The following is a 12,477-nucleotide window of genomic DNA, read 5'->3' on the forward strand; positions in this document are numbered from 1 at the left end:
AAACGAAAAAATATCGCTAAGGATTATCATGAAAAAATTATTGGGAAGTAGGCTTTTGGCTTTATTGGTAAAGGGCGCCAGCGTCACTACGATATTAGCAGTCGCCAGCACCATTAGTATCAATGCGCAAGCCGCTACGATGACCGAAGCGTTAGTGCAAAACTACGCAGCAGCGATGAAGTCGTCCGCAAATAGCCAGAACATTAATCAGGTCGCTCGTCTGGTATCGGATGATGCATTGATCTCTTTATCTAGAAAGGGCAAATCGACTAGCCTAGACAAAGATGCGTATCTAAAGCTATTGCAAAGCAGCTGGAATGATACGTCCAATTATCGCTACGATATCTCTGTAGATAATATTGTTATCACAGGTAGTCAGGCCAAAGCCAATGTCATAACCAATGAGAGCTGGGTCAAAGATGGTCAGCAAGTCTCATTTGTGACCACCTCTCGTGTGACATTGACGCTATCTACGGGCAATGCTGTGTTGCTGCGCGCTGTATCACAGGTGACGATTAATTAGGTAGCGCTCAATGCCTTTCATTCCGCTAATTAACCTGTAACTATTTAAAGTGCCTCGTCATAAGATAGTGAGTGAGCAAAACCAATCTAATCATTATTATGCACCAGTAACACTGAAATCTTTGAGCAAAGGCTTTCATCTAGTTGTGCTTCAGTGTTTCAAATAACTATTATGCGCGGTTATATAGAGCTTTTTTTGGGTTATATTGCATACTATACTATCTGTTAGCTTGTCATTACCTATCAGTTTGTCACTCTCAATTTGTCTTATCACTCTCTGTCGTTAGGAAACCTTCATTATCATGTCTACTGTGCTATCAACATCTCGCTCGTTTATTGCGTTACCATTGACGCTTGCGGTATCCACGCTACTCATTAGTGCGTGTAGCAATACCTCGGCTGTAAAGAATAAAGGTGCGACCAATAGCTCGTCTGTTATTACTAAGCGTCCTACCAATCAAGGCGCTACGACAAGCAGTTCAGATTACTCTACTGCGTTTTTGGATGCAGAGAGTCTGGATGAGTTGGCAGATCTGCTAGAAGCGACTGACATGACGATGGTGGAGGGCAACAAGCTTGCGATTCAGCAGTATGGTGACTTATGGAACCGCTTGCGTGCTGGTTATCGTATGAATGGTGGTCAGCCGATTTACAATCAGCGTATCGAAGGACAAAAAAGCTGGTTTACCAGCCGTCAGGATTATCTAAATCGTTTGACGGCCCGTGCCAGTCGTTATATTTATCATACGGTGAGAGAGGCTGAGCGCCGCAATATTCCAACAGAGCTGGCCTTGTTACCAGTTATTGAAAGCTCCTATGATCCAAGTGGTACCAGTAGTGCGGCAGCAGCAGGTTTGTGGCAGTTTATCCCTAGTACGGGGCGTATTTATGGTCTCAATCAAAGCAGCACCTATGATGGTCGCCGTGACGTTATCGAATCGACGCGCGCCGCTTATGATTTTTTGACCGCGCTACACAATCAGTTTGGTAGTTGGGAGCTTGCACTGGCCGCTTATAATGCAGGCCCTGGTCGTGTGCAAAAAGCCATTGATGCCAATGCAGCACGTGGCTTGCCGACAGATTATTGGTCACTACAACTACCAACTGAAACCATGAATTATGTGCCGCGCTTTTTGGCAGTCGCCGAAATCGTGGCCAAGCCTGAACAGTATGGCGTATATCTACCAGCCATTGCCAACCGTCAGCATTTCCGTAGTGTGCCCGTCAACTATGGTGTGAGCTTGGCTGAGGTGTCACAGCTTACAGGCGTGAGTTATGATGAGTTAGAACGACTCAACACGGCGCTGACGTCAGGTCGTGTGGATTCTTCAGGTCCGCAGCGCGTGATTATTCCGAACGATGTGAGTCTCAATGCAGATGCCAAGCTGAGCCTATTGCGTGGTAATGGTACGGGTAACGTATTGGCATCTAGCAATACCCCAACCACAGCGACGCCAAGTTACAATAGCAAGCCGTACACCTCATCGTCTCTGCCATCTAGTAGTAGCGCCTTAGCGGATTATGCGGCTAGTGCAAGTGTGCCTCAGCAAACGACAAGCTATATCTCGCCATCTCCTCAAACGACTAGCGGCTCTGTGTATAGCGGTAGTGCTTCAGTCCGTACTGAACCGCCATTAACCAATGCTGAAACTAAGAAGATCAATGCTGAGCTCAAGAGTAGCAACAGTCTACCGACTACCTCTGCTCAAATTACTCAAAATAATACGATTGTCCAAGAGCCACCACTCAGTAAAGAAGAGCGTGACTTTATTGCCAATCAAATTCGTAGCAATACTTCTGAAACCAACGTCATTAATGCAGATGGTAACATCAATCTATCAGCCGTACAGACGCAGCAATCTATATTAGAGGCAAGTGGTGAAGAGAAGAAACTGAGCTTTGCCAAAACCTCAGTCAGTAAACCAAAGCCACAAGGTACGCGTACCACCTATACAGTCAAGCGCGGCGATACGCTATCAAATATCGCGAGTCGTGCTGGGGTAAGCTGGCGTGATATCGCGGAGTGGAACCAAATAAATGCCAGTGCCAACCTATTATCTGGTACCACTTTATATCTATATAATGCCAAAACTATCGAGCCGCTTAGCGCTGCCAGTAATCCAGCTGCCAATCAACCCGAAAGCTATGTTGTGCAAGGTGGCGACACGCTTATTGGTACCGCCAATCGTTTTGGCTTATCAGTGACACAGCTTGCCAGCTATAATAATCTTAGCAGCCGCGCTGATCTGCTTCGAGGACAAAAGCTCTGGCTAGTGCCTGGCAAAGTGAAAGCACCTGCTACAACACCAGCGGCGCCCTCTACCAGATCAAAAAAATCAAGCACTGCAACCAAAAAATACAAGGTCAAACCGGGTGATGGTCTGATTGCCTTGGCGCGCCAGTTTAATGTCTCAACAGATACATTAGCCAGCTTAAATGGTATGAGTACCACAAGCTCGTTGTATGTTGGTCAAACGCTTAAAGTTCCGGCTAGTGTCAATTTTGATGCGGCTTCTCGTACTAGCAGCAGTAGAGCGCAGAGTAGTGCAAGCTCAGTGGCAACCACCAGTTATAAGGTAAAATCAGGTGAGACTTTAATTGGTATTGCCAACAGTATCGGCGTCAGTCCAGCAGAGCTAGCAGCGGTAAACAGTAACTTTGATGCCAAAGCTCGCCTGCAACGTGGTCAAACGATTAAAGTGCCTGCGCCCAAAGATACCGTCGAGCGTCAGCTAAATGGCAAGGCGGTCAGTTATAAAGTTAAATCAGGTGATACGCTAACGGGTGTTGCTAAGCGTTACAATATTGGCTTGAGTGATCTGGCGTCAGCGAATAATCTGAGCACGAACGCTAACTTAATATTGGGTCGTACCATCACGATTCCTGCTGGCGGCAGTGTAACGAATGCCCCTAGTAGCAGCTCAAGCAGTAGTAGTACCGCTAGTAGCAGCAATACCAGTAGCCCTGCAAGCAATGGTAAAAAGTTAGGAAATACTGAAAACTACAAAGTCAAATCGGGCGATGGTTTGATTGCTTTGGCTCGTCAGTTTGGTATCTCTGTAGAGGACTTGGCTGCGACCAATGACTTGGCGACGAATGCCCAGCTGCAGCGTGGACAAACCCTAAAAGTACCAAAAGCGACAGTAAGCTATACCGTTGGATCAGGGGATAGCTTGATTGGCTTGGCACGTAAATATGGTGTCTCGACACAAGAGCTGGCTGATATGAATAATATCGCCGCTGACACTATGCTACAACGTGGTCAACGCTTAACCGTTCCAAATCGCTAATGATAAGAATGAGAGTCAGGTGTCGATTTTCAAGTAGACATTGTTTTAGCCATAATATAAAGTGATACAAAAAAAGCTGCTCTATATAGAGCAGCTTTTTTATTTGAGTAAAGGTTCATATACCCATAGGCTTTTATTAACCAAACTAGACCGTTTGGGTTTTGATAGACTCAAGATAGCTTCTGATATTACTCACATAATGCATTGCTTGACCATAGCGACTGTTCGAAGCTTTATTGTCAGCTAAATACGCATAGACATTTGCCCAGCTCTTATCATCGATACCTTGCGTGCGCAATTTGCGCTGAATACGTTTGACAGCATTTGGTCCCATGTTGTAAGCAGCAAGGGCAAACCAAACACGGTCAGGCTTGGGTACATCGGCGAAATCTGCTTTCATCTGCTCCAAATAACGGGCACCGCCGCCGATACTTTGGTAAGGGTCAACACGATCTGACACACCCATGGCCTTTGCCGTATTGTTAGTCAGCATCATTAATCCGCGTACACCAGTCGGAGAGACCGCATTGGCATCAAGATGTGACTCCTGATAGCCCATAGCAACCAATAATTCCCAATCGTGATTATAATTGCGCGCTTGCTCTTCAAACGATGATTGATAATCAGGCAGTTTTTCTGTCAGTGTTTTTTGGAAATGATCCTGACTATAAGCATCTTTTAGCAAATTCTGATTATAAAATGCCGCTAATTTTTGAGTGTTTTTTAGCTTAATGCTATCGCACAAGAAATAACTGGCTTTTTTTGATAATGGGTCATTAGATGAGCTAAATGTCCAGCTTACTTTTGGATGTAGGCCGTTTTTTGTCAAACTGGCATCATAGCCGCAGCTGACATTAACAGATGAGAGATTGAGCTGACTTTTTAGTTTGGTACTAGCCGTGGTCAACGCCATATCAGCATCCCCTGATCTCAATGCCTTAAGCGCTGCCTCTTCATTGGCATAGGCTTTTAAGTCAATATCCACACCAAGCTCGTCTGCATAGGTGCGCACGAGATCAAAACCAAAGCCATGTTGGAAGCCATCAGTGGCAAAATAAGTACTATCACCTGGGACAGCGGCAATGGTCAAAGTGTTTTGCAGCATGACATTGGCATAGGCTGATACCTTTGTATTCATTGTCGTTAGGCTCTGTGCAGGCAAAGAGAGCAGAGCGATACTGGATACTTGTGCCAGCTTCTTGGTTCTGGCAAAACGACCCGACGCAGTAGGGGTAGATGAAACGATGTTACTTTTGGTGTTAAGTAGGCGTTTAGATGGACGCAGTAAATGAGAAATACGACGTTTGGCACCTTGCGCAGATCCTTTGACACGATAAGTAATACGTTGCATGGATGTCTCCTGATTTTAGCCATCCTTCTTACCGCAAAAACGCGTAAAAATACATGCACATCATTTGGCATGTATCAATACAGCATTTCAGACGACATCATACTTTTGAATAAAATAAGTATCAGTCATCCTGCTTGATTATAGCGCCACTAGCATGCTCTCTCTAAGAGTTAGCGATGTGGATTTTGGGTTAGCCAATGATCATTGCCTGATTTTGCGCGCCATTTTGAGGGTTTAAAACCGGCTTATCAAAATTTGGGCGCACGATTACACGAAGGATGTAAATCAGATGATTCCTTCATCGATCATTCATTATGGCTAACGGCCAAACAACTATATATCAAACATAGGTAAGGTCATGAGTAAGTTATTGAGACAACGATATAGTCAAAAACAAAATATCATCATTTACTATTTGAGCAAATAAAGCCATTTTCTTTGACTATTTTGGTTCTATGAGCTAGCGATACCGTAAATGATTGGTAATAAATTTGCTAGCTCATAAGTTGTCCAGCGATGAGGGTAAGCGTCTTAACCAAATTTGATAGGTGAAAATATCCGCTATCAAATCAGTTGAGCAAACTGTCACCGCGACACTAAAAATAAACGCACGATGCTACTACGATATATAGTGGGCTATCGTGCTTTAGTCAGCAGCGCTCCAAAGTCATGTTGCTTATAGTGCGCAGCAAACTCTTGGATAACCACCAATATCATTATAGTGCCATAACCGGAAGCTGTAATAATGGGAAGTTTCATGACAAAACGTTCTTTCTTACAGGTAGTAATATGCGGATATCGCTTGCATTATTCAAGTAGAGTTAAGAAAATAGCGATAAAACTTAACAATTGAGATATAAACGGTTAAATGTCGCTATATTATGGGCGTAATATTTACAAACTCATTAATGAGTTTTGCGATAATGGCTATAACAACGCCTATAGTCTTTATTAATCGTCTCGAGTTCTGTCCTAATGATGGCCACTATATTGGCTATTTTATGCTGGATTTTCAATATCAACAAAGGTTACTGGCAGTCCAAACTTTTGGGCAAGTATCTCTCCTAGTGCTTTAATACCGCCGCGCTCTGTTGCGTGATGACCACAAGCAAAGTAATCAATACCCAGCTCACGAGCGATATGCGTGGTACGCTCAGAGATTTCACCAGAGATATAGGCGTCACAGCCCATTATGGCAGCCTGTTCGATCATATCTTGGGCGCCGCCTGTACAGATACCGACACGTTTGATCACTCTCTCACTATTGGCAGTCGTTTTCGCATTATTATCAGAGTGATACTCATAATTAGCCGAGATATATAGTGGGGTGCGGCCAAGCGCTTGAGTAATCTTGGCGATAAGGCTATCAGCACTCTGCGGTGTGCAAGTGGCGATATTACCAACAGGGTGTGATTCGTTGGGGTAGAGCGCGCCAGTAATGGTCATATCTAGTATGTCTGCCAGTTTTGCATTGTTACCAATCACGGGGTGCGCATCAAGCGGTAAATGATAGCCAATCATAGAGATACCATGCTGCATCAATTTACGGATACGGCGGCCTTTCATACCAGTGATAGGCGCAGGTTCACCTTTCCAAAAGTAGCCATGATGGACCATAATCGCATCGGCATTGTCAGCGATAGCCGCATCAATCAGCGCCTCGCACGCTGTCACGCCTGTAATGATACGCTGTATGGGTGTTCCGCCATCTACTTGTAAGCCATTTGGCGCATAGTCTTTAAACACACTGGCAGATAAATACTCGTCACAAAACTGTGTTAAGGCTTGTGCGCTGATGCTGTTGGTTGAAGGTTCAGTAGTCGTGTTTTGGGTCATTAGGTTTCCTTATTGTTATTGCCTTGCAGTAATGCATTGTCATTCAAATATAGTGCTTCAAAAAAGTTGTTTGAAGACAAAGACTCATAAAAGATAAATAATTGATCATTATCTATCTCAAATATCTGATAGCGATGATTTTAACATGGCACTGTAAAAGAGTAGACAAGATGGATAACTGAAATGGTACACGATACGTTACTATTTCACGGCATTGCGGTTATAATTTATACATGTGAGTCTGCCTATTTGGTCATCCATTGCCTAACTAGATAATTGCGTTGCTTAGTCAGACAATGACATGTCATTAGTCGCAACCAATTTGTGTTATCTCTTATAATTTTACTTTCCACTGTTTGTTTGCATTACATTTATAGAGGTTCTATATGTCGTCATCCCAGAACACCAATAACACCCGTAACAAGGTTTCTTTATTAAAATGGTTGCCTTGGGTCTTATTGCTGCTAGTGTTAGCAGCGTTTATTTGGTTGTTCACGAGTATGAAGTCATCATCGGAGGCCACGTGGGAGCCGCCGAGAACCCCGCCAGCCGAGCAGCAAGCGTCAGAGCCAGTTGCGGATACACCAGCGCCCATCTCTTCTTATCATAATGCAGTTGCGCGTGCGTCGCAGTCGGTCGTCAATATCTACACCACACAAACGATGACAGAGCATCCTTATATGGATGATCCCGTATTGCGCCGGTTTTTTGAATATCATGGTGGCCCATCACAAGAGCAGGGCAATACCAATCTAGGCTCTGGTGTGATCGTATCAGAAGATGGCTATATCGTGACCAATGCCCATGTGATCGAAAAAGCGGATGAGATCACGGTTGCGTTCAATGATGGACGCAAGAGCCGCGCCAAAATCATCGGTACAGACCCTGATAGTGATTTAGCAGTGATTAAGGTTGATATGACAGGATTGACGCCGCTTGGTTTCCGCGAAAATCCTATTCGCGTGGGGGATCTGGCTTTGGCAATTGGTAATCCATTTGGGGTCGGTCAGACCGTGACGCAAGGGATTATCTCAGCAACTGGACGTACTGGATTGGGGGTCAATAAGTTTGAAGACTTCATCCAGACGGATGCGGCGATCAATCCAGGTAACTCAGGTGGCGCTCTGGTTGATGCTCGTGGTGAGCTAGTCGGTATCAATACGGTGATCTTCTCGCGCTCTGGTGGCTCGATGGGTATTGGCTTTGCGATTCCCACATCATTGGTAGAGCAAGTGATGAATGCGCTGATCAAAGATGGTCGCGTCAGTCGTGGTTGGCTCGGTATCGAAATTCAGTCACAGCTACGTGACCCAACGCAGCTTGAGACGTCAACTGGCGTGGAAGTGCTAAACGTCATCGAAGGCAGTCCTGCTGCCAAGAGTGGTTTGCGCGTTGGCGATATCATTCTAACCATCGATGGTGTCGAGATGACCGATGCCAATACCTTGATCCAATATGTCGCTCGTAAGCCGCCGAACACTGAGCTGGATGCTCAGATACTACGTCGCGGCAAAAATGCTCAAGTAAAAATAATGTTAGAAGAGCGCCCTGTACAAGAGCCTATCGAGCGCCCTGTCGTTCTGCAAGGTGAGAATATGGACGGTATGGGTGGTAGTATCCAAGGTGATGAGCAAGCACCTATGATGTCAGAGGCAGAGCGTGATCGTATGCGCGAAGAGCTAATGAAACTGTTCGAGCAAGATGCGGTGACACAGTAGGTTGTCTTTATAATAAGTGCGATTCATTAGCACACTGATTGAGTCGATAGCACAAAAAAAGCGCGCTCCTTATCTCAAGGAGCGCGCTTTTTATTGGAGCTGGTTTTATTCAGGCCAGTCTTTAGTCCTTACTATCCTGCTAAGGCTTTTCGATAAATTCATGATTGATATAGATGACACCCCGCACTCGGCAACAGCAGGGTAGGATTTCATCGTCCTCAATCATCGCCAGTGGGTTAAATGGATAATCGACCGTGTGTGAGCTGGCAATACGCTTGACTCGGCAGCTACCACAATAGCCCTCGCGGCATTGATAGTTGACATCGTGTCCGGTGCGTAGCAGTCCATCTAACAGACTCTCGTCGTCATGTAGATAGAACTGCTTTTTACTGGTCATTACCCAAGTCATCGCTCATCCTATTGGGATATCTGTGCTATTACTATCCCTACCATTAACCGATAAAATGATTACAGATCAAGCCTTTATAATTTAAAACCTTTATAGCTCAAAGCTCTTATAATTCAGCTTCTTACAGCTCAAAGCTTTTACAATTCAAAATCATCAAAATCACTATCTGACAAATCTGAATCAATCTGACCGACCAAGTACGAGCTAATCTCAGTCTCTTGCGGTGCGACCTGCACATTGTCAGACGACAACCACGTGTTGATCCACGGGATTGGGTTTGATTTTGAGTTCGGGAACGCCGCTGGCAAGCCGACGGTTTCCATACGCAAGTTAGTGATGTATTCGATGTATTGGCACAGAATGTCTTTGTTTAGACCGATCATTGAGCCGTCTTTGAACAGGTAGCCTGCCCACTCTTTTTCTTGCTCAGCTGCCTTACGGAAGATCTCAATACTTTCATCGAAACACTCTGCAGCAATCTCGACCATCTCAGGATCGTCACGACCATTACGCATGAGGTTTAGCATGTGCTGCGTACCGGTCAAATGCAACGCTTCGTCACGAGCAATTAATTTAATAATCTTGGCATTACCTTCCATCAATTTGCGCTCAGCAAAGGCAAACGAGCAAGCAAACGACACATAGAAACGAATCGCTTCTAGGACGTTGACCGCCATGATGCATAGATACATTTGCTTTTTCAATGATCTCAAATCAACGGTCACTTGCTCACCATTGATATTATGCGTACCTGGACCGTACAAGCTATATAGTTGTGAGTTGCGATACAGCTCATCATAGTACTGGGCGATATCAGAGGCACGGCCTAAGATGTGCTCGTTTTGCATAATGTCATCAAAGATAATATTTGGGTCATTGACGATATTACGAATGATATGGGTATAGCTGCGTGAGTGAATGGTCTCGCTAAACGACCATGTCTCAATCCACGTCTCAAGCTCAGGGATAGACACCAGCGGCAGTAGCACCACGTTTGGACTACGACCTTGGATAGAGTCGAGTAGGGTCTGGTACTTGAGGTTGCTCAAAAATATATGCTGCTCATGCGACGACAGATTGCTAAAGTCGATACGATCGCGTGATACATCGACTTCTTCTGGACGCCAAAAGAACGACAGCTGCTTTTCAATCAATTGCTCAAAGATAGGGTGCTTTTGTTGGTCATAGCGCGCCACGTTGACGGGCTGACCAAAGAACATCGGCTCTTTTAGCGCATTGTTTGGCGTTTGAGAAAAAATCGAGTAAGTCATGGGACTGCCTTTATCATTGATATGGTTATGAAATTATACAAATTGGATATGATTATATTATAAATTTTGGCCAATGGCTTTTTGGGTTAAAGGTTCTCTAGCGATATCTGTGAGGATTCTTGTCCATCATTCATATAAGCTTTGAATATCTCGCTTAGTTCACTATCATCTAATGCTTCTAATTCATCAAGCGCGCTTTTGCGTAGGGTACTTACATCAGACTCTTCTGCTGCTATTTTTGTGTCTTTTTTAGCCGCTCTTGATGCTGGTTTTTTGGCTGATTTTGCCACGGTTTTTTTGGTGACAGTTGCCTTTGGTGCTTCATCCACACCTAACTGCTGACGCACCGCTGCAATATCAACCTCGACTTGTACGATATGCGAGCCACCATCGTTTAGGTCTGAAAATACGTTTGGGATAAACAAACCACCGTCTTTGATGATTGCGGTATATTGCACATGACCTCCGTTATTATTGCTGCTTACTTGTTTTCGTTAGGGCTGACGCGTCGCCAGACTGTCATATACCTTGTTATTTTCTCTTTTACCGACTGCCAATACATAAACCACCACCACGTCATCTTTGACGGTATATACCAAACGATAGCCTATGGTGCGTAACTTAATTTTATAAGTGTCTGTGTGTCCAGAGAGTTTTGACGCAGGCACATGAGGGTTGGAGAGTCGCTGCTGTAATTTTTTCTTAAACTGCTGCTGGATGCTTGGCGCTATCTTTTTCCATTCTTTTAACGCTAACGGGTGAAACTCAAGGCTATAAGTCATCTAACGTGACCTTGATAGGCGTTTGCCCATCATTCATCCGTGCGTTTACGGTTTGGCTGAGTGCCATATCGTCCATCGCTTCCATCATGCGCTCAAACACGTCTGATGAAACCAAGTAAGCCACGGGTTTGTTGTGGTTCAAAATAGCAATCGACTCACCATCTGACTGTTTAATCAAGGCAGAGGGATTGTTTTTTAGCTCTGAGATACTGGCTGTTTGTGTCGCAAATATTGGTTGCATGACCTATTCCCCATTAAAATTAAGCTCTAAATATAGGGCTAATTTTAGCACGAAAATTAGGTTTTATTTGTTATTGTATTAAATTTAAATATTTTGGGATGTAAAGCAAGATAGACTATTATTAACTTATCCTACGATCATGAATATAAGTCATCAGTTACTAGAAGTAATTGTAGCTTGTCCAAAACTGGTTTGTATGGATGCGGACACATTAGCAAACTGTTTATGAGAAATACCCTGCAAGTCTACTGCCTTGTATACTGACTCTAAATTATCAATTGAAAGTTTGTCGTCATCTTTGTATCGATCAAGAAAATGTTCAATAAAAGCTTTCATACTAGGGTTTGCGAAATTCTTTGATAACAAGTCTATTATTTCTGAAGATTTAACTTCGTTTTGATTAGCCAATAGTAAGTTATGAATCAAAACAAGTATTTTGGACGTTATTTCATCATTAGTATGCATTAAAGTAATATTTTTAAATTTCATAAACTCGAATAGCTCATCCAAATTAAATGAATTTAGCTTTATATTAGTATATAGAGCTTTAGAATGATTTTTGACCACACTTAACAAAAGTATTAAAGGTAAATTATTACCTGAATGTTCTGATAAAGAAGCTAGGTAAAACTTGGTATATAGTCTTTTAACGTCTCTAGCTGATAGATGAAGATGTTGGGTAAACCATAGTCCATACGTAAGAATATCGGACTTGTTATTCAAAGTTTCTATGTCATTTTTACCTGTGTAGTTTTCAATAAGGCTTTGCCAAAAATCTTCATAGGTAGGAATATTTAAATTAAATTCAAAATCAAAAAATCTGTCTAAATATTTTCTTCCGTCATAGCTTTCGCCATAAACACCTGAAATTGCTTTTCCAAGTTGATCTAAGTCAGTACCTAGTACAAAGATGATATTAGGTGTATTAAAGATATGTTTAATTCTTTCAAGTAGCTCAATACTAAAGCTAGGTTTGCATCTATAGTCAATCCTACTTAAAAATGTTATAAACTAATTATCAAATTCAATTGTTATTATAAAGACCATGACTTACTCA

11 protein-coding genes are annotated in these 12,477 nt (G+C 43.3%); 3 read left to right on the forward strand and 8 right to left on the reverse strand.

Annotated elements, in window-relative coordinates:
• Nucleotides 1–28: 28 nt before the first annotated feature.
• The gene (locus tag L0G63_RS08365) at nt 29–523 is read left to right on the forward strand and encodes a hypothetical protein (RefSeq protein ID WP_301450233.1); all 495 of its coding nucleotides are present in this window, start codon (nt 29–31) and stop codon (nt 521–523) included.
• 301 nt (nt 524–824) lie between these two features.
• Nucleotides 825–3,812: a LysM peptidoglycan-binding domain-containing protein gene (locus L0G63_RS08370; protein WP_301450234.1), complete on the forward strand. Its 2,988-nt coding sequence runs from the start codon at nt 825–827 to the stop codon at nt 3,810–3,812.
• Nucleotides 3,813–3,957: 145 nt separating this feature from the next.
• On the opposite strand, the gene L0G63_RS08375 is transcribed toward L0G63_RS08370, so the two are convergent.
• Both L0G63_RS08375 and L0G63_RS08380 read right to left on the reverse strand, forming a co-directional pair.
• A complete protein-coding gene (locus L0G63_RS08375; RefSeq protein ID WP_301450235.1) occupies nt 3,958–5,163 on the reverse strand; it encodes a transglycosylase SLT domain-containing protein in 1,206 nt (401 codons plus the stop codon).
• A 999-nt stretch (nt 5,164–6,162) separates the two neighbouring features.
• Nucleotides 6,163–6,999 (reverse strand): Nif3-like dinuclear metal center hexameric protein, encoded by an 837-nt coding sequence (locus L0G63_RS08380; protein ID WP_301450236.1) that lies wholly within the window; start codon nt 6,997–6,999, stop codon nt 6,163–6,165.
• A gap of 386 nt (nt 7,000–7,385) precedes the next feature.
• On the opposite strand from L0G63_RS08380, the gene L0G63_RS08385 reads away from it, so the two are divergent.
• Nucleotides 7,386–8,717 carry a S1C family serine protease gene (locus L0G63_RS08385; protein ID WP_301450237.1) on the forward strand — a complete coding sequence of 444 codons (1,332 nt, stop codon included), beginning with the start codon at nt 7,386–7,388 and terminating at the stop codon, nt 8,715–8,717.
• Nucleotides 8,718–8,856: 139 nt separating this feature from the next.
• Here the strand turns inward: L0G63_RS08385 and yfaE are convergent, their stop codons facing one another.
• From yfaE to L0G63_RS08415, 6 genes are all read right to left on the reverse strand, one after another.
• Entirely contained in the window at nt 8,857–9,126 is a 270-nt protein-coding gene (gene yfaE, locus L0G63_RS08390) for a class I ribonucleotide reductase maintenance protein YfaE (RefSeq protein WP_301450238.1), read from the reverse strand.
• 137 nt (nt 9,127–9,263) lie between these two features.
• Complete coding sequence (gene nrdB / locus L0G63_RS08395; protein ID WP_201600993.1) at nt 9,264–10,397, reverse strand: class Ia ribonucleoside-diphosphate reductase subunit beta; 1,134 nt, start codon at nt 10,395–10,397, stop codon at nt 9,264–9,266.
• A gap of 86 nt (nt 10,398–10,483) precedes the next feature.
• Nucleotides 10,484–10,855, reverse strand: coding sequence for a hypothetical protein (locus L0G63_RS08400; RefSeq protein ID WP_301450239.1), 372 nt, complete (start codon nt 10,853–10,855; stop codon nt 10,484–10,486).
• Between the two features lie 36 nt (nt 10,856–10,891).
• Complete coding sequence (locus L0G63_RS08405; RefSeq protein ID WP_071001399.1) at nt 10,892–11,179, reverse strand: type II toxin-antitoxin system RelE/ParE family toxin; 288 nt, start codon at nt 11,177–11,179, stop codon at nt 10,892–10,894.
• Nucleotides 11,169–11,420 (reverse strand): type II toxin-antitoxin system Phd/YefM family antitoxin, encoded by a 252-nt coding sequence (locus tag L0G63_RS08410; protein ID WP_075102948.1) that lies wholly within the window; start codon nt 11,418–11,420, stop codon nt 11,169–11,171. Before L0G63_RS08410 ends, L0G63_RS08405 begins: the two co-directional genes overlap by 11 nt.
• 153 nt (nt 11,421–11,573) lie before the next feature.
• The gene (locus L0G63_RS08415) at nt 11,574–12,428 is read right to left on the reverse strand and encodes a P-loop NTPase fold protein (protein WP_367618359.1); all 855 of its coding nucleotides are present in this window, start codon (nt 12,426–12,428) and stop codon (nt 11,574–11,576) included.
• Between the last annotated feature and the right edge of the window lie 49 nt (nt 12,429–12,477).

The organism is Psychrobacter sp. (genome assembly GCF_030454045.1).
Lineage (GTDB): Bacteria > Pseudomonadota > Gammaproteobacteria > Pseudomonadales > Moraxellaceae > Psychrobacter.